Origin of the sequence: Roseivirga echinicomitans (genome assembly GCF_001592935.1) — a bacterium.
GTDB classification, from domain to species: Bacteria; Bacteroidota; Bacteroidia; order Cytophagales; family Cyclobacteriaceae; genus Roseivirga; species Roseivirga echinicomitans.
The window spans coordinates 128,136-146,778 of record NZ_LRDB01000023.1 but is presented as its reverse complement, the minus strand read 5'-3'; the positions used below and the strand labels follow the sequence as shown (position 1 = coordinate 146,778).

The window sequence follows — 18,643 nt, the reverse complement described above, 5'->3', positions numbered from 1 at the left end:
TTGACAGGTGAATGTTTATTTTTCTAGCCATGTCAAGCCTTCATATCAGACCACGCTTTAAAGAAACAGTAACAGGAACCGCTAAGGACTATATTAACGGTATCAAAGAAGCCATGGATCATAATCAAGAATTCATAGGGCTTGTTTCCGAACAATATTGTGTGATTAAAATTTGTCTTAAAGAAAGGCATTATTGGTCGCCACAGCTTACGCTCACTATGGAGGAAACATCTGAGGGAAGTCTAGAGGTAAGAGGTTTGTACGGACCAAAGCCAAGTGTTTGGGCGGTTTTCTTTATGTCCTATGCTGCGCTTGGGGTGCTTTCTTTGTTTGCTGGGGTATACGGGCTTTCTCAGATAATGCTTGAAAAGGAAGCCCCTATTTTATGGGTCATCCCAATATTGGCCGCCATTGCAATAGGCTTATATTTAGTGGCTCAAGCTGGCCAAAAAGTGGGTGCCGAGCAGATGTTCAGGATTCATCATTTTTATGAACAAGTCATAAAGCATAGGGTAACTCTTGAATAGAAAAAGGGCTCTCTGATTTATCTGTCTTTGCTACTCTCGCAGGTTCTCCGATTTATCTGCCTTTGGCAGAACCTGTGACTCACTATGATTTCTAGGACTCTGTCCGTATAATACCGTAACCCTTTGCTCAGAAACCGTTAGTCTGCCGTACAGAACAGATGGATTGCCACGTCATAAACCTTTGCTGTCGCAAGGTTTATTTCTGCGCCAACGCTGAAGCTAGGGCGTAAGCGTTCGTAATGACGTTTGAGGGACTGTGTGCTTTTAAGCTAGACCTGACAGGTGTTTATAGAATAGAGTAATTAGTCCCAGCCCCAGCGCCATGCTTCTCTACCAAATTGGCTTTTACCATTTGGGCTAAGAGTCTTTTAACTGTTGGGTTAGGGATATCCAGTTTTTCGGCAATTTCGCCTGATTTACAGCCGGGATGCTCCCCAATAAAGGTAAGTATGGCCTTTTCTTTTGGAGCAAGCTCCGCCATTACCCCTTGCCTTTCCAGTTTATTGAGCAACTGAGTTTGTATTTTGATTAAAGCTTGAAAGAAGAAATGCAGCCAAGCCGTTGCGTCTTCTCCTGGCCTTTGTGCCTGACAAGAGCGTAGCGTTTGATAGTACTTGTTTTTTTGGTGTTCAATTTCATGCTCTAGACTTATATACTGTACCCATTGGTAGCCACTTTTCATTAAGGCCAATGTGGAAAGTAATCTGCTCAAACGGCCATTGCCATCCTGAAAGGGGTGGATACTGACAAAATCATAAGCCAGCAAAGCACACTTTACCAGTGGATGAGTTTCTTTATCCTTTTTGAACCATGTGATTAGCTCGGTCATAGCCTCCTCGGTTGGGATGCCAGGCTCCGTTGTTCTGAAAATAATTTGCTTGGTGCCATCAGGTAAATTGGCTTCTACCGCATTGCTGAGTTGTTTGTAATCACCTCGGTGCCAAACATCTTTTTTACTGTACTTCAGAAGGGTCTTGTGGAGGTTTTTGATGCTATTTTCAGTAATGGGTATATCACTATAAGCTTCGCTAATGAGGTCTAATACTTCAAAATAGCCAGCTACTTCTTGTGAGTCTCGATCTGAAAGTTTAGAGATGTCGATGTTTTTCAAGAGTACATCTACTTCTTCATCTGTCATTTTAGATCCTTCAATCCTTGTAGATGCGCCAACGCTACGAATAGTGGCAATGGACTTTAGTTCTTTTAGGCTTTGGCCTTCCTTCTTTTCAATTGAAGACCAAGAAGCATCAAATCGGTCTATCTGACTAACTAATGCCATTAACTGCCAATCTAGACTGATTTGAAAGGTATATACTTGAGTTTTCACCTTTCAAAGGTAAGCGATTTATTTTAAAAATGATACGATTTGATACGATTTGATACGATGATGATACGATCTAACCTTCAAGAGTGTGATACGGTTTGATACGAAAATAAACGATTATGATACGATTTGCTGCTGTCTTGAACCTCAACTCAACTGTCGCAGGTTCTCCGAACCTGTGACTTACTATGGGCTTTAGGACTCTGTCCGTATAACACAGTAAACATTTGCTCAGATTCGTTATTAACCCTCCAGCTTCTTCAATACTTCTTCGCGGTAGGCTTGGCCAATGGGAATTTTGTGGTGCGGGAGTTGAATTTGATTTCCTTCTAAGTATTCAATTTTACTTTTGGCAATGATATAGGACTTGTGTGTGCGTATAAATGCGGAAGAAGGTAATTCTTCCATGAGCTTTTTTAAGGTAGTAGTGACAATGAGCACTTTGTCTTGTAAATGCGCTTTTACATAATCGCCAAGGGCTTCGAAAAAGAGAATTTCAGAGAAATCAACCTTGTATACTTTCCTGTCGGCTTTGAGTAGAATGTATTTCTCGTCCGTGTCAGCTTGGTTGATGCTTTTCTCTTTTACCTTATTCACCGCTTTTACAAAGCGCTCGAAAGAGAAGGGTTTTAGTAAATAATCGATAGCATCTAGTTCAAAACCTTCTACCGCAAACTCAGGATAAGCCGTGGTAAATACCACCATCGGTTTTTGGTTCAGCGACTTGTAAAAGTTGATGCCTGATAATTTAGGCATGTTGACATCCAAAAAAATCAAATCAACACTTGCTTTGCCAAGCGCATTCATGGCCTCAAAAGCATCTTTGCAGAGGGCAGCAATTTCCAAATCAGGATGATCGGTGCAATAGGTTTTCAGCACATCACGTGAAAGCGGCTCATCGTCTACTATCAGGCATTTAATCATAGCTTAATTGTTAAATGGACAGAGAATTTATCTTGCTCATCTTCTACTTTAAATTCGTGCTTTTTCGGGTAAATCAAGGCCAAGCGAGAAGATACATTTTGTAAACCAATTCCGCCATATTGCCCCGCTTCCATGTCATCAATTTCTCCTTTGTTGTTGACAATGCTAAAATCGATTTGATCATTGCTGCACTTTAAATGCATGTGCACAAAAGCCGAATCTGAAACGCCTTTAACGCCATGTTTAAAACTGTTTTCAATGAGGGGGAAGAACAAAAGTGGAGCAATCATGATCCCTGAAAGGTCACCTTCTATTTGGAAATTGACTTCGGTGCTGGCATCGGAACGTAGGCGCTGTAAGCCAAGGTAGCCCTGAATAATTTCTACTTCTTTTTCTAGGCTTACGCGTTTGTCGCCCACTTCGTAAATCATGTAGCGCAAAAGGTTAGAGAGTTCCAAAACCGAAGCCGCAGTTTTATCACTTTTCAACAAAGCCATGGCGTAAATGCTATTCAAACTATTGAAGAGAAAATGTGGATTGATCTGCATTTTCAATGATTTCAACTCCAGTTCTACCTTTTCCTTTTCTACCTGCTGCAAAGTATACCAGGATTTGGACAGTTTGAGTAAAGTGGTGAGTACTAGGTAAATGATGAAAATATTGACCAAAACCTGCCATTCGGTAAAGGAAACCATGTAATACTCGGTGGGCAGAAGGGGTAATAGAAACTCAAAGGTGAGTTCGTGTAGTAGATAAGCAGTAAAAATATTCCCAAGGACTAAGAGCGTGTATGGAATGTATTTCCCCTTCTGCAAGAACTTCGGCACTAAGAACCTCAGGTTTACATAGACCAAGAAGAAAAGCGGGATATGAAAGAGAAGCGCATAGAAATAATCGATAAAGGTGAAGATGCTAGCAATGGAAAAGTAAGAACCAATCGCGTAAATGGACAGCACCCAAAATACAGAGTGCTGTAACCATTTTAAGCGTATAAGTTTGTTTAGCGCCTTCATTGTATTATACGAGTATAGCTTTCAGAATCGTCAAATACACTTTCATCTTCCGAATATTTGGCTAGAAATTTCTGAAGTTCTTTGGGCTGGGCCGTTATCAAAATAGTGCCATCTACATTTTCATGTCGTAAACGAATCAGGTTGCTTTTGAATAATTTATTGAGCTTGTTTAAATCAAATTGAGTAAGGTCGAGTTTGTTGCCGTTCAGCTTCAATTTCATAAAGGTGTGAACTGGGAACATATTTTCTCCAAAGGCAGCATCAGAATACTCAGGCAGAGGGTATAAATCCAAAAACATATTATTCCCTATTTGGACTAAGTGAGCTTGATATACTAGTCGTTCATCATCATCGACTACTACCATTTTATAGCTTTCATCACGTACAATTTGGTAGCTCCCATCATATGAAGCTGTATTTTTCGCTAGCTTCTGAGAACCTTCCAGAAGCTTATCCAAGCCGCCTAGTTTTGCTTTCCCAAAAGTTTGAACCTTGGTCTCTCTTCCAGTCGAATCACCTCGTCCAAACATTAATTCTGTTTCCTGCTTTATTTTAGGGCTCATGATCCCTTGCATTATCGCATCATAATGGCGCTGAATAGAATCACGGTCCGTTACAAGTTCACCATTGACTCTCATCTCGATTGGCCCGTTTACCTTTATCTTCCACCCATCTCCAAAAATTGAATCGGTGTAGACAGAAGCTTCTTCGTATTCATCATTGACTTCGGTATCCTCTTCTTCATTTTGTTGAATTCGCTCGAAGAGAATATAATCATCTGGATCTTCTCCTGTTTTCCATTTTCCTATTAGCTCAGGTAAGTAAACCAATGACTCCTCTGTATAAATAGGGAACAATGAATAAACGCAAGAGCTTAAAAAGAAGCACAGCAGTAAGAGTGTGGCGAATACTTTAGTTTTCTTTTTCATGTGTTAGATATTTTGAGTTTTTGATTGATTCAAAAGTGGTATTTGAACCTAACCCGGCCAAAAAATATCGGTGAACGCCTTATTTCTCAGGATGAACCCGATAAAACTCAGGCTTCTGCCAAAATAGCGTCCACTACTTCGGTAAAAGTATGGGCCACCACTTCGGCCAACTCACTTTTTTCTACCATGGCCATCAACTGAATTCTTCTGATGCCCAATTTCTTTGCCGGAATCAAATCACGCTCTTTGTCGCCCACCATCCATGATTGAGCAGGATCCACATTGAACTTAGCCATTCCTTTTTCCAGCATAAGAGAATCTGGTTTGCGCATTAAAGATTTACTCACGCTATCCACGAGAGGCGCATAATAAAATTGATCAATTAAATTCCCACAAGCTTCTTGAAGTAAATCATGGCAGTCGTCCACCAATTTATCATCGTAGTATTCTCTGGCAATTCCACTTTGGTTGGTGACCACAACTAGTTTATAGCCAGCATCTTTCAGTCGTTTTAAGCCATTCGGAACATCTTCTGGAATTATAAATTCTTCAATCTTTAGTATGTGTCGACCTAACTCTTTATTTAACACACCATCCCTATCCATGAAAATACATTTACTCATTTTATTCACTTGCTTTTCTTTTGTGATTAACATTTAATTAACTTCCCCGTTCTTAAGTTCACGGGCCTCAACTCCCAGACGGATAAAACTAATGAATTTAACTGCTATGGAGGAATTATTCTTTCAGAGTAGGTTTTTTGAACCATGAAATGAAAGATAGCCTAGTCATTATTCCAACTTACAATGAAAAAGAGAATGTCTCGGAAATTATCCGCGCTGTTCTTTCTCAGCCTTCTGGATTTGAGTTGCTTATTGTGGATGATAATTCGCCAGATGGCACGGCCGATATCGTCAAAAGCTTAATGCTGGAATATCCTGAGCGTCTTCATATGGAAGAACGAAAAGGTAAATTGGGCTTGGGTACCGCATATATTGATGGTTTCCGTTGGGCTTTGGCCCGCCAATATGAATTCATTTTTGAAATGGATGCCGATTTTTCACACCCTCCAAAAGATTTGAACAATCTATATCATGCTTGTAAAACTAATGGGTACGATGTTGCCATTGGGTCACGTTATGTAACTGGAGTGAATGTGGTGAACTGGCCAATGAGCCGTGTGATGCTTTCTTTTTTCGCCAGTTATTATGTCCGCATGGTAACAGGAATGCCTTTTAGAGATACCACTGCGGGTTTTAAATGCTACAGACGTTCGGTGCTCGAAACCATAGATTTGGACAAAGTCCGCTTTATGGGGTATGCCTTCCAAATCGAAATGAAATTCTTGGCATGGAAATACGGTTTTAACATTACAGAAGTGCCTATCATTTTCACCGACCGCACCAAAGGCAAGTCCAAAATGACGAGTGGCATTATTAAAGAGGCCGTTTTAGGCGTAATGCAAATTAAAGTGGGAAGTCTTTTCAGAACTTATAGAAGAGAAACAGAAACGGGTTTGGAGCAGTCGTTTAATTACGCAGAAAAGGAAGCCTAAACACTCTTAAGAGTTCAAATCAATTAAACCTGATGGCCGTTACTGGTTTTATTCTGGCGATGATGGCCGTAGGAATAATCAGCACTAAGGACACCAAGATCAAGGTCAGTAAATTGAGTCCGATGGTCACTGACCAATCCCAATCAATGGGCACATACTCCATATAATAGTTGGCAGCATCTAGGGGAATGATGTGGAAGAAATCTTGAAGTAAAGCAAAACCAATGGCTATCGCATTGCCCACCAACAAACCTTTGAGTACTAACCTAAAACCATTGTAGGAAAATATTCTTCTGATCAGGCTATTCGAGGCGCCCAATGCCTTGAAAGTGCCAATCATTTGGGTACGCTCCATAATGAGAATAAACAATACCGAAACCATATTAAATGAGGCCACCAATAGAATTAGCCAGATGAAGATGCTCACGTTTTTGCTGAGCAGATTGAGCCAGTCAAAAATCTGAACGAATTTATCGTCTACCCTTTCTGTATAATGTTCTATGCTTAATTTGCCAATGATGGAATCATCCGCAGCCGCAATGTCATCTATGTTTTTGAGGTAAACTTCATAGCCTCCTACTTGGTCGTCCTCCCAGCCATTTAGGCTGCGCAACACATTAATGTTACCAATCATTATCCTGTCGTCAAAAGTGTCGAGGCCAGTGCTGTAAATGCCTTTTACGGTTACCCTGCGGGTTTTTGGGGGGTCCATAATAAAGTAGTTGATTACCTTATCACCAATCTTCAAGCCCATGTTTTTGGCCATTTTAGAACTGATTATCACATCTGAATCGGTAGAAATGCTGTCATTAAAACTAATGAATTCGCCTTCCACCATGTATTTATCAAACAGGGCTTTGTTGAAATTAGGCGTTACTCCTTTGAAAAGCACTTCGTACACTTCGTCATCCTTAGAAATTAAACCCGGTTTGTGCGCGTATTCTTGGACATGCTCCACATAAGGATCTTCCATCAATGCCGCCATGCGCTCTGCATCAATCACAATCGGTTCTTCCTCATAGGAATTATTTAGGGAGAATTTTTTGATTTGAATGTGGCCGGAAAAGCTAAAAATTTTGTCTTTGATGTTTTCCTGAAAACCCCCAAGCACAAAAAAAGCAATCATCATAATGGCCAAACCCAGCGAAACGCTGGCAATGGCAATTTTATGAATAACGGCCGAGAAGCTGTTATCGCCCGGATCGCTGATTCTTTTTGCTATGAAATAAGGGAGGTTCAAGAATATGGTTAATTTTGATGCTACCGTTAAATTTCAAAGATAACGAACCGAATGAATAGACTGCTATCCGCCCTTTTTATTTTAATGACATGTTTTGGCTGTCAATCGCAAACCGAGCAAAAGGAAGCCCTTCAAGTAGGAGCCGAAAGAATACAGGAATATCTCCCCTTGCTCGAAGGAAAACGGGTGGCCCTGGTGGTCAATCAGACTTCTCTGGTGGGGCAAACGCATTTGGTAGATACGCTGCACAGCTTGGGCGTTGACATTAAAAAAGTAATGGCACCAGAGCACGGCTTTAGGGGCGAAGCGCCAGATGGTGAAAAAGTAAACGATTCGAAAGACGAAAAAACAGGCATTCCAATCGTTTCGATTTACGGGAGCAATAAAAAACCAACCCCAGAAATGCTGGAAGATGTGGACGTGCTCATATTTGATATTCAAGATGTGGGGATTCGCTTTTACACTTTCATCAGTACCATGCATTATATTATGGAGGCCGCAGCTGAAAATAACAAACAGGTCATTGTGTTCGATAGACCCAATCCGAACGGCATGTACATTGACGGCCCAGTAAAAGAGGATAGCGTCAATGGTTTTATTGCCATGCATCCAATTCCGGTTGTTCATGGCCTCACGGTGGGTGAATTGGCGCAAATGATTAATGGAGAAGGGTGGTTAGAAAATAGCGTAAAAGCTGATTTGACCGTCATTAAAATGAAAGGCTGGGATCACAATGCTACTTATTTATTGTCTGTAAAACCTTCGCCCAATTTACCGACCGATAACGCAATTGCGCTTTATCCTTCCCTCGGTTTTTTTGAAGGTACGGTAGTGAGCGTAGGGCGAGGAACCGATTTTCCTTACGAAGTGATTGGCCATCCTGATTTTAGTTCGGGTTCCTACACTTTCACTCCGCAACCCAATGAAGGCTCTAAATACCCGCCACTGGAAGGAGAAGAATGCTATGGTCAAAGCTTTTCTGGAGTAGATCAACCGCATGAGTTAACCCTGCGCTATTTGATTACTTATTACGAAGCCTTAAAAGACAAAACCGAGTTCTTCAAAGATTACCTTACCCTTTTGGCTGGAACTGCCGAACTGCGAAAGCAGATTGAAGCTGGAATGACAGAGGAAGAAATTAAAGCGACTTGGCAAGAGGGTTTGAACGCTTATAAGGCCAAGCGAAAACAATATTTGCTCTATACTGATTTTGAATAAAAGTATGGATTATGAATGACTATAATCCTTTCTCTAAAGACCGCTCAGTATTAAGGTTTATCTATTTTGAAAAACTGGACTGGTGGGATTTTATTACTATTACTTGTTACAGTACCCTGACAAGCTTGATCTTTTGGCAACAAGACCTATTTACAAATGTCAAGGATTGGGGTTTAGGGTATACCATAGGGACTCATCTCTGTTTATACTTTTTCAATTATAAGTCAATGCGAAAGATGAATGTATGGCTAATTTGGTTTGCCATTTCCTTTATACATTTGTACATATACATTGAGTTTAGTTCAAACGCTGAGTTTCAGTTTGTTCGCGGGAATGGAATTAGTGGTCTAAAATACACTTGGGTTCTGCTTCTTCTTTATCAACTATTTAGATATTATAGCTTAAAACTGATGAACGTTGAATTCGCGGCACTAAGTAGGTCACAAGATGCTTTATGGGACGAGAGAAGATTAAATCGCTTTGATCTGGTTTGCTTCTTAATATATTTCCCAACCGTGATCCTAATAAATATGTTGACATATTAATTTAAATGAAAGACTTAAGAATTATATATATGGGCACGCCTGAGTTTGCGGTGCCTAGCTTACAAATTTTGGTAGAGAATGGCGTCAATGTGGTGGCCGTGGTAACTGCGCCTGACCGTCCGAAAGGCAGGGGGCAAAAATTAACCACTACGCCTGTGAAGGACTATGCTGTTTCGCAGGAGATTCCTGTGTTACAACCTACCAATTTAAAGTCGCCAGAGTTTTTAGAAGAGCTGAAAAGCTACAATGCCAACCTGCAAATTGTGGTGGCTTTTAGGATGCTGCCAGTAGCCGTTTGGGACATGCCCGAAATTGGTACTTTCAACCTACATGGTTCTTTGTTGCCGCAATACCGAGGCGCAGCGCCTATTAACTGGGCGATTATTAATGGTGAAAAGGAAACGGGGGTGACCACCTTCTTCCTGAAACATGAGATTGATACGGGAAATGTTATTTTCCAAGAAAAAGAACCCATTGGCGAAGAAGACAATGTAGGCGATGTATATGAAAGACTAATGCAGCGTGGTGCCAAATTGGTGCTTAAAACGGTTCGAGCCATTGAAGCAGGTGATTATCCGCAACTGCCACAAGACGAGTCGGTGGAGATTAAGCATGCGCCTAAAATATTTAAAGAGACCTGCGAGATCGACTGGAAGAAACCGACCGAAGAAGTCTATAATTTCATTCGAGGTTTATCGCCTTACCCTGCGGCATGGACGTGCATTAACGATAAAAATTTCAAAATTTTCGCTACTAAAAAAATGGATTCAGCAAAAAGAACTGAGCCAGGCGAGTACAAAACCGACAATAAAACTTTCCTTCATATTCAAACAGGAACGGGCGCTTTGGCCATTACCGAATTGCAAATGGAAGGAAAAAAACGAATGGATATCGAATCGTTTTTAAGAGGAACACAATTATGATCAGGACCATTGTAGTAGCGATTTCAGAAAACTATGCCATTGGCAAAGACAACGATTTGCTTTGGCGCCTGCCCGATGATTTCAAATTCTTCAAGACCGTTACCTCAGGAAATCATATTCTGATGGGGCGAAAAACTTACGAGTCGCTTGGCAAGCCCCTGCCCAACCGTACTTCGGTGGTGATCACGCGAAATAAAGATTTTGAAATGCCTGAAGGCCATGTAGTAACGCATAGCTTAGAAGAGGCTTTGGCCTATTGTGAAAAACAAGGATTGAGCGAATGCATGATCATTGGTGGAGGGAAAATTTATACCGAAGCCATTGAAAAAGGTTTGGTGGATAGAATGTTGATTACGGAAGTAGAAGCGGTAATCGAAGGAGCAGATACTTTCTTTCCAAAATTCGATAAAAGTGAATGGAAGGAAGAAGGAAGAGAGCATCATGAAGCCGATGAAAAGCATAAATATGCTTTTGACTTTGTAACTTATGTTCGGAAGTAATACGTTTTAGTTGGCTAACCCTCCAAGAGTTAATAGTCAACTCCTTCGTTAAAGTACAATTTACAGCCAATATCGGATTAGAACTCTTGGAGGGTTGTGTGCTGATAGAAGAATTAAAATATGTCTTTAACCAACAAAACCATTTGGATCACGGGCGCTTCTTCAGGAATTGGAGAAGCTTTGGCCATGCAGCTTTCTGCCGAAGGGGCTCAACTGATTCTCTCTGCCCGCAGACTAGCCGAATTGGAAAGGGTGAAGTCTAATTGCTCCAATCAAGACAACATCAAAATTCTCACCCTCGATTTAGCTGAAGCCGATAGCTTGGCCATAAAGACCAACGAAGCCATTGCTCTTTTCGGGCAGGTGGATATTTTGATCAATAATGGCGGTATCAGTCAGCGGTCTTTGGTAAAGGACACTAAACTTGAGGTTGATCGAAATTTGATGGAAGTCAACTACTTTGGAAATATTGCTTTGGCCAAAAACCTGCTGCCACATATGCTCGAAAAGGGAAACGGTCATTTTGTAGTGGTGACGAGCCTGACTGGAATTTTCGGAACACCTTATCGGTCTGGCTATGCGGCCACAAAACATGCGCTTCATGGTTTTTATGATAGTCTTCGTGCCGAACTTGAAGATGATGGAATCAAAGTAACGATAGCCGCACCGGGTTTCGTGAAAACCAATGTGTCAGTAAATGCCTTGGTGGGCGATGGCTCAAAAGCCAATGTTATGGACGATGCCCAAGCCAATGGAATTTCCGCAGAAGACTGTGCCAAAGCTATCATTAAGGCGATCCAAAAAGAAAAACGCGAGGTTTATATTGGTAAGGAATCTTACGGAGCTTATGCCAAGCGTTTTGTTCCAGGCTTATTTGCCAGATTAATCAAGAAAGTCAAAGTGAGGTAGTTTTCTAAAAAGAAGTCGCCATGATTGATCAAAAGCGACTTCTCTAAAATCTTACATATCAGCAATTTCTCTTACTTCGATATTGCCATCTTTAGCATTTAAGATTGGGCAACCTTTAGACAATTCAATTGCTTGATTCATATCGGTAGCGTTTACCATCAAGTAACCACCAACAATTTCAGCACCTTCCGCAAAAGGGCCATCGGTAACCAATTGTCCACCTTTTGATACTTGCATGCCTTCGGCTTTCAACGGCAAACCATCAATCAATTGACCTTTTTCGGCCAAACCTTGCATCCATTCGCCCCACTTGGCCATTTCAGCTTGCACTTCTTCTGGAGACATTTCGGCCATTCTTGCATCGCCACCTCTAAACAGGTATAAAAACTTTTTCATCGTGTTAAAAAATTATGGTTTAAAAATCGAGTTCTCTTTTTGAGATTCACCCTATTGACGAAAGTCATGGTAAGTAGGGGACAATTTCGCGAAATTAATTTTGACTTTCTTTTTTCATGGCAGATTTCAGAATGAGAATGGCCTTGGTTTGTTCTTCAAAATTTAAGGAAGCAAAGCCCAAACGGATACCATTATGACCTGAATTATGGCTATCGTAGTTTTTCCAATCAGGAATTACCATTTGATTCTCCAAGCAAGTTTTGGCAATGGCCTCCCAATTCATGTCTTTTTTTAGCGTCACCCAAAAAGCCATTCCGCCTTCGGGAACACTAAAACTGATGAATTCTGAAAGGTGATCAGTGAGTAATTGATGGAAATGAACTCTCCGTTCGTGATATAGTTTGAGTGCTTTTCTACTGTGTCGCTGAAGGTCGCCTTGCTCAATCATTTGTGCCAAAGCCCTTTCTAATATGGTGTCGCCTTGGCGGTCTATGGTTCTTCTTAAATGCGCTGCTGCCGCAATAAAATCAGTTGGTCCTACCATGTAGCCCACACGAATGGCGGGTGCAATGATTTTACATACCGCACCAATGTAAATCACATGATTTCCTTCATCGGCACTGGCCAAGGGCAAAAGTGGAGCCCGCTGATAATGGAAGTCATAGTCATAGTCATCTTCCAAAATGGCAAAACCGTATTGATGTGCCAGTTCGATTAAATGCAGCCTTCTTTCGGGGCTAAGCGTTACCGTAGTGGGGTGATGATGGTGGGAAGTAACATACACCGATTTGATTTTATGCTTTTCGCAGAGCGCTTGAATATCATTGGTGTTCAAACCGTTTTCATCCACCCTTACCCGAAGTAGCGAAGCGCCAGCATCGGTCAAAGTTAGGCTTGCGGCAATGTAATTGGTTTCCCCTACAATACTAAAACCTCCTTTTTGGTGAATCAATTGCGAGGCCAAATACATTCCCATTTGGCTCCCTCGGGTGATCAGGATATTTTCCTTTGAGCAAGTAATCCCTCTAGTTTCCTGAAGGTAATTGGCTAAAACTTCACGTAAGGAGTCATCGCCAAAGAAGGAGCCATAACTCAAATACTTAGCATTGTAACTGCGTGATACAATGCTGCGGTAATGGCGCAGAATTTCAACGATGGGCGCAATCCGAACGTCTGGAATTCCCTCATCGATCGTTAGCATTGAAGGTAACTGCGCATAAGGGCGATGGAGGTACTTTCTCTCTTCGAATGAAAAGCCAGCTTCAATTTTTAGTCCTTTTCCAACACCTTGCCCCCGTGGTTTTACTTCAGGGAGTTTGTCGCTTACAAAAGTGCCTTTAGCTGGAATGGTGGAGATCCAACCTTGTCCCATTAATTCGTCATAGGCTGCAATCACTGTTTTTCGGTGCAAACCAATTTGCAAGGAAAGACTCCTTGTGCCGGGTAGTTTGGCGCCACTTTTAATCACTCCCGATTTGATCATGTTAATGATGGCGTTGTGCAGCTGAAGATAAATGGGCGTTTCAGCGCTGCGATCTATGTGGATTAAATTCTTAAATGATATCATAGTGGACTACTGAGTAGTGCTAAAGTGGATTACATTAATAGTCCGATCAATTTAGATATTCGTAGCATATAACAACAATATTATGACTGAATTTTCTAAATCCACTTACAATAAGGTGATCCGAGGAAGCAAGAGAGCACTCTACGATAAGGCTTTGGTCTACGAAATCCTCGATTCACATTTCCTTTGTCATGTGCCCTATGTGCATGAAAACGCTGCCATTGTAATACCAACGGCCTATGGTCGAAAAGGAGATCGACTGTTGATTCATGGTTCCATGAAGAACAGAATGATGCTTTCGCTTTTGGAGCAAGAGAAAGTGAGTTTGTCAGTCGCTCATTTGGACGGGCTTGTACTGGCGCGTTCGGTATTTCATCATTCGGTAAATTATAGGTCGGTGGTGGTTTTTGGTTCACCTGTATTGATTGAAGATCCTGCCGAGAAAATGGAAGCATTAGAGATCATCACTGAAAACATTATCGCTGGTCGCTGGGCAGAAGCTCGCGAGCCCAATGAAAAGGAATTGAACAGCACCCTGGTCATTGGCATTGACATCACAGAAGCTTCTGCCAAAGTACGTGACGAAGGAGCGGTTGACGAAGCCTTTGATCATGATTTGGATGTTTGGGCAGGAGTGTTGGAAATTGAAGCCCATCCTGGCAGAGCTGTTAAGAACGAGGATTGCAAAGCAGGTTTAGAGACCCCCGCTTCTGTATTGAATTTTAGGTTTCAGAATAAGGGGGTGAAGCGTTAGATTTCCTCACCACATTAGAAAATCACATGATCGAAATTGTTCCATACGAATCAAAGTATCAGGCTGGTATTGACTTTATGATTCAAGAAATTGCAGAAGAGTTTACCGAGCCTATTATGGGTGGACAACAAAGCAATTCGGTTGCTTTTCCAGATAAGTATTGGGTGGCCACGTTCGAAGGTCAAGTGGTTGGGACTGCTGGCTTGATGATTATTAAACATGAGTATGGGATTTTAAAGAAAATGATGCTCAAAAAGGAATTCAGGGGTCTGGTTCACAATGTTGCAAATCTACTACTTCAAACTGCCCTTGTGGAGGCTAAGAAAGGTCAGCTTGAATATATCTATTTAGGTACAATGACTCAATTTAAAGCCGCGCAAAGCTTCTACCAAAAACACGGATTTCAGAAAATCGATGAAAAAGAGCTCCCGACTGACTTTTTGAGCAACCCAATTGATACGTTGTTTTATAGGTTGAGTTTGGTGATGGACAGATTACAATAGCCCCAACTGGCTACCACTCAAAAAATTAACATTTCAGAGCTTCTTAATAATGAATAGGTTAGGGTATTAATCGGAAGCCTGACTATGAAAAAACTCTCTCTATTACTCCTTACTGTCTTTCTCTTTTCTTGTGCCACTTCAGAAAAAACGAAGCTTGATTTGCTGATCGATCATGCCAATGTGGTGGATGTGAAAACGGGGGAATTGATTCCAGATCAGCAGATTGGGATTCGAAATGACACCATCATTTTTGTTCGCGAAGCTGGAACTCATAGTGACTACACCGCTGCCAAAACCATTGACGCTACAGGTAAATTCGTTATTCCTGGGCTTTGGGACATGCATGTACACTTTAGAGGCGGGGAAGAATTGATTGAAGAGAATAAGAACCTGCTCCCTTTATTTATTGCCAATGGCGTTACTGGTGTTCGCGAAGCTGGTGGTGATATGACATCTGAAATTTTTAAGTGGAGGAATGAAATTAAGTCAGGTACACTTACAGGTCCAGTGATTTTTACTTCTGGACCAAAGTTAGATGGCCCACGCGGAACATGGGCCGGTTCGATTCCTGTAACGACTAAGGAAGAGGTAATTCAAGGTGTGGATTCCCTCGAAAATATGGGGGTGGACTTCATCAAAATTTATGACAGCACTATTTCTAAAGAGGCTTACATCTGGATTATTGAAGAGGCCAAAAAAAGAGGAATCACCACCTCTGGTCATATGCCTTTTACAGTAATGTTGGAAGATGCGGTAAACGCGGGATTGGGCTCTGTGGAGCACCTTTATTATATCCTCAAAGGCGCTTCGACCCAAGAAAAAGAAATAACACAAGATGTAATTGATGGCAAGGCTGGCTTTTGGGGTTCTATGGATAAACTGATTGCTACTTATGATGAGTCTCAAGCACAAACTGTTTTTGACATGTTGAAAACGCACAATACTTATGTGGTACCTACCAAGCATATTGGGAATACGCTTTCCTATTTAGACAGGGATAATCACGAGAATGACGAGTACCTTAACTATGTAGGCGATGGAATTATCAAAACCTATCAAGGGAGAATCAGAAGTGCCATGCGGGCGAATGAAAAAGCCATTGCAGAGCGGCATGAGCTGAACAGTACTTTCGAAAAGTTGATCCCTAAAATGCAGGCTGCTGGAGTTTCACTTTTGGCGGGTTCTGATTCTGGGGCGTCTAACTCTTATGTATATCAGGGCCTTTCGCTTCATCAGGAGTTAGAGGCTTTGGTGGCGGCTGGCTTAACACCTGCCGAAGCACTTCGTACCGCGACTATCAATGGTGCAAAATTCATGAAAATGGAGGGCTTCTATGGTTCGGTGGAGGCTGGTAAGTCTTCTGATTTACTCATTCTTAATGCCAATCCGTTGGTAGATATTACCAACACTCGAGCCATCAATACGCTAGTTTTAGGCACAAAGATTTTCTCTGAGCAAGATTTAAAGGGAATGTTGGAGCAGTTGAGGAAGTAATTGGCCTATTCAATAATTTCAAAAATACATCTGAAACCTAACCAAGCTTGAGGGGCAGTGAATTCTGATGTTTTCATGAAATCTGTTTCAGTGCTTTTGTTGTTCCAACTTCCGCCCATGGCTACTCCTCTTTCAGAAGTCATCTCAGCTACATTGTCATGTAAACCGAATAGACCCAATTTTTCATCCATGGTTGAGAAAACATCGTGAACCGTGGTGCTATTATTCAAGAAGTCGTTTTTATCGATTTTAAACTCTTTCTTATAAGCATCAGTAATTTTGCTCACTTGTTTGAGAAGTCCTTTATCTTGGTTCATAAACCTCATCCTAGACCATTCACTAGGCGTAGGTAATCTGAATTCAAATTTTTTAGGGAAAGCTTCTCTTTCTTTTTCCTTCATGCCTGCGAGCTCTTTCTTGAAAGCTTCAGTACGCCATTTTGCAAACATAACGGCTTGGTCATAGCTAATCCCTACCATAGGGGCTAAGGCAAAAGTGGTAGTCTCAAAGAATAATTTTGAAATCTCTGGTGCTGTTTTAACAGGGTAAAGTTCTTTCCAGATTTCCCAGTTGGGTATGTTGGAAGTATATTCGTCTGACTTCTCTCCATGCTTCTTCTTCAGATCTAGTAAAAAGACTTTATACATCTGTCCAGACACTTCTGACATGTCCATGCACAAACGAGCATTCATGGCCAATGTGTTAGAAGCACATAGGTAACCTCGGTCTTGATCACAGGTAATGCAGGCGGGTTCTGAGGTAGGTTTAAAACCAAAAAAGAGAAATATAAGTGGGAAAAGAGCTTTCATAGGATATCTTTAGAAGATAAATTTACAAAGAAATTATTTTAGCAGACCAATATTTAATTGGCAATTTTAGGTTTCCTTAGGCTCAAAAAGTGCACAGACTGCACCAGCAGGGTCTTCGATAAAACAGTAACGCCCCATGCTGCCAGCACTCTTAATTTCGGTAATCAATTTGCCGCCATTCGCTATGCATTCAGATCGGCTTTGGTCTAAATCTCTTACATTAATGTACATCATCCATTGAGAAGGAATATCACTGTTGCCACCGCGCTTATGACATATACCAGCTTTAGGTTCACCATCAACTGTCATGTTATAGTCATCATATTCTCCCATCGAAACTGGCTCTGGTTTCCATCCTGTTACTTTGGCGTAAAAGTCTTTCACCGTTGTGGCATTTGGTACAGTTAAATCAAACCATCCAATGGTTCCGTAAATTGATTTTTTGCTATCACTCATTTTCTTTTTTTAAAACTACCTATTTGTTTGACTTTAAAGGTTGCACTAAAGTACCAAAATCTATTTCCAGCCCATTCTTTCTCTCAATGAAGTAATATGTGCAATATGATGATCGCCATGCCAAGCATACATGGCGGCAACTTTTCTAAGTACATATACTTTGTCTCCTTCGGGGTGAATGTAGTTTCGATTGAAGTCTTCTTCCGACATACTCTTGAGCAAATGTACCCAGCGCTCATGCAGGTTTGCTATTAGGTTCAAAGAAACCTCCAAGGGTACTTGGTTTTGGTATGATAATTCGGCCCAAGCCTTTTCATCGTAGGCTTTTATTCGGGGAGAATCTTCTGTTAAAGCCCAATTGAAACGGATATAAGCATTCATATGGCTGTCTGCTACATGGTGAATTACCTGTCTTACCGTCCAGCCAGCAGGACGATAAGGCGTATTGAGTTGCGCTTCTGTTAAACCTTCAACTGCTTTTTTGAGTTTTTCAGGAGTATCCTTAATTCTTTGAATGTATCCGTGAACATCAGAAGATGTAATATTGGTAGGAGGATCAAATTTTCCAATTGGATAACGTAAGTCAGCGGTCATATTTCTATTTTTGAAGTGTTAGATCAGGCGGGTTCAATAAATAAACAGCGCACATTAAAATTGCTCAATTAGAAATTTAAAACCTTAAAATATGTTGAAAATATATCATAACCCCAGCTGCCAAAAAAGTCGGCAAACGCTTCAAATGATTGAAGAAAGTGGCGAAATGCTCACTATAGTGGAGTATTTGAAAGAAACTCCTTCCGAAGATCAATTGCGTGATATCCTCAAGAAATTAGGAATGAGGGCTGAAGCGATCGTACGTAAATCAGAGGCCATTTATAAAGAGCAGTTCAAGGGCAAAACCCTCACCGAAGAGGAATGGATTGCTGCGATGGTGGAATATCCTAAGCTTATAGAAAGACCAATTGTGGTAAAAGGAGACAAAGCGGTGTTAGGTCGCCCACCAGAAAATGTGAAGTCCTTACTTTGAAAAGGAGACTAAAAGTAAAACGGGAACCAG

The 18,643-nt window shown here is 41.2% G+C and carries 21 protein-coding genes; 10 read left to right on the top strand and 11 right to left on the bottom strand.

Annotation, left to right across the window (positions count from 1 at the left end; genetic code table 11):
• The first annotated feature begins 29 nt into the window (after window positions 1-29).
• A complete protein-coding gene (locus AWN68_RS11975) occupies window positions 30-527 on the top strand; it encodes a hypothetical protein (RefSeq protein WP_157716192.1) in 498 nt (165 codons plus the stop codon).
• A gap of 286 nt (window positions 528-813) precedes the next feature.
• On the opposite strand, the gene AWN68_RS11970 is transcribed toward AWN68_RS11975, so the two are convergent.
• The 5 genes from AWN68_RS11970 to AWN68_RS11950 form a co-directional block, all read right to left on the bottom strand.
• Window positions 814-1,854: a Fic family protein gene (locus AWN68_RS11970; RefSeq protein ID WP_245658001.1), complete on the bottom strand. Its 1,041-nt coding sequence runs from the start codon at window positions 1,852-1,854 to the stop codon at window positions 814-816.
• Window positions 1,855-2,094: 240 nt separating this feature from the next.
• On the bottom strand, window positions 2,095-2,775 hold the full coding sequence (locus AWN68_RS11965; protein WP_068415831.1) for a LytR/AlgR family response regulator transcription factor: 681 nt from the start codon (window positions 2,773-2,775) through the stop codon (window positions 2,095-2,097).
• Window positions 2,772-3,788, bottom strand: coding sequence for a sensor histidine kinase (locus AWN68_RS11960; protein ID WP_068415828.1), 1,017 nt, complete (start codon window positions 3,786-3,788; stop codon window positions 2,772-2,774). Before AWN68_RS11960 ends, AWN68_RS11965 begins: the two co-directional genes overlap by 4 nt.
• Window positions 3,785-4,717: a hypothetical protein gene (locus AWN68_RS11955; RefSeq protein ID WP_068415825.1), complete on the bottom strand. Its 933-nt coding sequence runs from the start codon at window positions 4,715-4,717 to the stop codon at window positions 3,785-3,787. Before AWN68_RS11955 ends, AWN68_RS11960 begins: the two co-directional genes overlap by 4 nt.
• Before the next feature lie 107 nt (window positions 4,718-4,824).
• Window positions 4,825-5,373, bottom strand: coding sequence for a D-glycero-alpha-D-manno-heptose-1,7-bisphosphate 7-phosphatase (locus tag AWN68_RS11950; protein WP_245658000.1), 549 nt, complete (start codon window positions 5,371-5,373; stop codon window positions 4,825-4,827).
• A gap of 116 nt (window positions 5,374-5,489) precedes the next feature.
• On the opposite strand from AWN68_RS11950, the gene AWN68_RS11945 reads away from it, so the two are divergent.
• Complete coding sequence (locus AWN68_RS11945) at window positions 5,490-6,272, top strand: polyprenol monophosphomannose synthase (RefSeq protein ID WP_068415822.1); 783 nt, start codon at window positions 5,490-5,492, stop codon at window positions 6,270-6,272.
• Between the two features lie 19 nt (window positions 6,273-6,291).
• On the opposite strand, the gene AWN68_RS11940 is transcribed toward AWN68_RS11945, so the two are convergent.
• A complete protein-coding gene (locus AWN68_RS11940; RefSeq protein WP_068415819.1) occupies window positions 6,292-7,512 on the bottom strand; it encodes an ABC transporter permease in 1,221 nt (406 codons plus the stop codon).
• Between the two features lie 51 nt (window positions 7,513-7,563).
• Between AWN68_RS11940 and AWN68_RS11935 the strand changes: the two genes are divergently transcribed.
• From AWN68_RS11935 to AWN68_RS11915, 4 genes are all read left to right on the top strand, one after another.
• Window positions 7,564-8,730, top strand: a complete 1,167-nt coding sequence (locus tag AWN68_RS11935; RefSeq protein WP_068415815.1) for an exo-beta-N-acetylmuramidase NamZ family protein — start codon at window positions 7,564-7,566, stop codon at window positions 8,728-8,730.
• A 550-nt stretch (window positions 8,731-9,280) separates the two neighbouring features.
• Window positions 9,281-10,198: a methionyl-tRNA formyltransferase gene (gene fmt, locus AWN68_RS11925; RefSeq protein WP_245657999.1), complete on the top strand. Its 918-nt coding sequence runs from the start codon at window positions 9,281-9,283 to the stop codon at window positions 10,196-10,198.
• Complete coding sequence (locus AWN68_RS11920; RefSeq protein WP_068415807.1) at window positions 10,195-10,698, top strand: dihydrofolate reductase; 504 nt, start codon at window positions 10,195-10,197, stop codon at window positions 10,696-10,698. The genes fmt and AWN68_RS11920 overlap by 4 nt, the downstream gene beginning before the upstream one ends.
• A gap of 120 nt (window positions 10,699-10,818) precedes the next feature.
• Window positions 10,819-11,607: an SDR family oxidoreductase gene (locus AWN68_RS11915; RefSeq protein WP_068415804.1), complete on the top strand. Its 789-nt coding sequence runs from the start codon at window positions 10,819-10,821 to the stop codon at window positions 11,605-11,607.
• A 51-nt stretch (window positions 11,608-11,658) separates the two neighbouring features.
• Here the strand turns inward: AWN68_RS11915 and AWN68_RS11910 are convergent, their stop codons facing one another.
• Together AWN68_RS11910 and AWN68_RS11905 are read right to left on the bottom strand one after the other, a co-directional pair.
• Complete coding sequence (locus tag AWN68_RS11910; protein WP_068415801.1) at window positions 11,659-12,003, bottom strand: YciI family protein; 345 nt, start codon at window positions 12,001-12,003, stop codon at window positions 11,659-11,661.
• Window positions 12,004-12,097: 94 nt separating this feature from the next.
• The gene (locus AWN68_RS11905; protein WP_068415798.1) at window positions 12,098-13,570 is read right to left on the bottom strand and encodes an aminotransferase-like domain-containing protein; all 1,473 of its coding nucleotides are present in this window, start codon (window positions 13,568-13,570) and stop codon (window positions 12,098-12,100) included.
• A gap of 82 nt (window positions 13,571-13,652) precedes the next feature.
• Here AWN68_RS11905 and AWN68_RS11900 point away from each other — a divergent pair, with 82 nt between their 5' ends.
• The 3 genes from AWN68_RS11900 to AWN68_RS11890 all read left to right on the top strand — a co-directional run bounded on the left by AWN68_RS11900 (window position 13,653) and on the right by AWN68_RS11890 (window position 16,321).
• Complete coding sequence (locus AWN68_RS11900; protein ID WP_068415795.1) at window positions 13,653-14,324, top strand: pyridoxamine 5'-phosphate oxidase family protein; 672 nt, start codon at window positions 13,653-13,655, stop codon at window positions 14,322-14,324.
• 26 nt (window positions 14,325-14,350) lie between these two features.
• Window positions 14,351-14,827 (top strand): GNAT family N-acetyltransferase, encoded by a 477-nt coding sequence (locus AWN68_RS11895; protein ID WP_068415792.1) that lies wholly within the window; start codon window positions 14,351-14,353, stop codon window positions 14,825-14,827.
• A gap of 84 nt (window positions 14,828-14,911) precedes the next feature.
• The gene (locus AWN68_RS11890) at window positions 14,912-16,321 is read left to right on the top strand and encodes an amidohydrolase family protein (RefSeq protein ID WP_068415790.1); all 1,410 of its coding nucleotides are present in this window, start codon (window positions 14,912-14,914) and stop codon (window positions 16,319-16,321) included.
• Between the two features lie 5 nt (window positions 16,322-16,326).
• Here the strand turns inward: AWN68_RS11890 and AWN68_RS11885 are convergent, their stop codons facing one another.
• The 3 genes from AWN68_RS11885 to AWN68_RS11875 form a co-directional block, all read right to left on the bottom strand.
• The gene (locus AWN68_RS11885; protein ID WP_068415788.1) at window positions 16,327-17,130 is read right to left on the bottom strand and encodes an SUMF1/EgtB/PvdO family nonheme iron enzyme; all 804 of its coding nucleotides are present in this window, start codon (window positions 17,128-17,130) and stop codon (window positions 16,327-16,329) included.
• Window positions 17,131-17,196: 66 nt separating this feature from the next.
• A complete protein-coding gene (locus tag AWN68_RS11880) occupies window positions 17,197-17,586 on the bottom strand; it encodes a VOC family protein (RefSeq protein ID WP_068415785.1) in 390 nt (129 codons plus the stop codon).
• Between the two features lie 60 nt (window positions 17,587-17,646).
• Complete coding sequence (locus tag AWN68_RS11875) at window positions 17,647-18,180, bottom strand: YfiT family bacillithiol transferase (protein WP_068415783.1); 534 nt, start codon at window positions 18,178-18,180, stop codon at window positions 17,647-17,649.
• A 91-nt stretch (window positions 18,181-18,271) separates the two neighbouring features.
• On the opposite strand from AWN68_RS11875, the gene arsC reads away from it, so the two are divergent.
• Entirely contained in the window at window positions 18,272-18,613 is a 342-nt protein-coding gene (gene arsC / locus AWN68_RS11870) for an arsenate reductase (glutaredoxin) (RefSeq protein WP_068415781.1), read from the top strand.
• Window positions 18,614-18,643: the final 30 nt, after the last annotated feature.

Coding starts and splice junctions, on each gene's coding strand:
- AWN68_RS11975 (WP_157716192.1), top strand. CDS start 30: ATGTCAAGCCTTCATATCAGACCACGCTTTAAAGAAACAGTAACAGGA.
- AWN68_RS11965 (WP_068415831.1), bottom strand. CDS start 2,775: ATGATTAAATGCCTGATAGTAGACGATGAGCCGCTTTCACGTGATGTG.
- AWN68_RS11960 (WP_068415828.1), bottom strand. CDS start 3,788: ATGAAGGCGCTAAACAAACTTATACGCTTAAAATGGTTACAGCACTCT.
- AWN68_RS11955 (WP_068415825.1), bottom strand. CDS start 4,717: ATGAAAAAGAAAACTAAAGTATTCGCCACACTCTTACTGCTGTGCTTC.
- AWN68_RS11950 (WP_245658000.1), bottom strand. CDS start 5,373: ATGTTAATCACAAAAGAAAAGCAAGTGAATAAAATGAGTAAATGTATT.
- AWN68_RS11945 (WP_068415822.1), top strand. CDS start 5,490: ATGAAAGATAGCCTAGTCATTATTCCAACTTACAATGAAAAAGAGAAT.
- AWN68_RS11935 (WP_068415815.1), top strand. CDS start 7,564: ATGAATAGACTGCTATCCGCCCTTTTTATTTTAATGACATGTTTTGGC.
- fmt (WP_245657999.1), top strand. CDS start 9,281: ATGAAAGACTTAAGAATTATATATATGGGCACGCCTGAGTTTGCGGTG.
- AWN68_RS11920 (WP_068415807.1), top strand. CDS start 10,195: ATGATCAGGACCATTGTAGTAGCGATTTCAGAAAACTATGCCATTGGC.
- AWN68_RS11915 (WP_068415804.1), top strand. CDS start 10,819: ATGTCTTTAACCAACAAAACCATTTGGATCACGGGCGCTTCTTCAGGA.
- AWN68_RS11910 (WP_068415801.1), bottom strand. CDS start 12,003: ATGAAAAAGTTTTTATACCTGTTTAGAGGTGGCGATGCAAGAATGGCC.
- AWN68_RS11905 (WP_068415798.1), bottom strand. CDS start 13,570: ATGATATCATTTAAGAATTTAATCCACATAGATCGCAGCGCTGAAACG.
- AWN68_RS11900 (WP_068415795.1), top strand. CDS start 13,653: ATGACTGAATTTTCTAAATCCACTTACAATAAGGTGATCCGAGGAAGC.
- AWN68_RS11895 (WP_068415792.1), top strand. CDS start 14,351: ATGATCGAAATTGTTCCATACGAATCAAAGTATCAGGCTGGTATTGAC.
- AWN68_RS11890 (WP_068415790.1), top strand. CDS start 14,912: ATGAAAAAACTCTCTCTATTACTCCTTACTGTCTTTCTCTTTTCTTGT.
- AWN68_RS11885 (WP_068415788.1), bottom strand. CDS start 17,130: ATGAAAGCTCTTTTCCCACTTATATTTCTCTTTTTTGGTTTTAAACCT.
- AWN68_RS11880 (WP_068415785.1), bottom strand. CDS start 17,586: ATGAGTGATAGCAAAAAATCAATTTACGGAACCATTGGATGGTTTGAT.
- AWN68_RS11875 (WP_068415783.1), bottom strand. CDS start 18,180: ATGACCGCTGACTTACGTTATCCAATTGGAAAATTTGATCCTCCTACC.
- arsC (WP_068415781.1), top strand. CDS start 18,272: ATGTTGAAAATATATCATAACCCCAGCTGCCAAAAAAGTCGGCAAACG.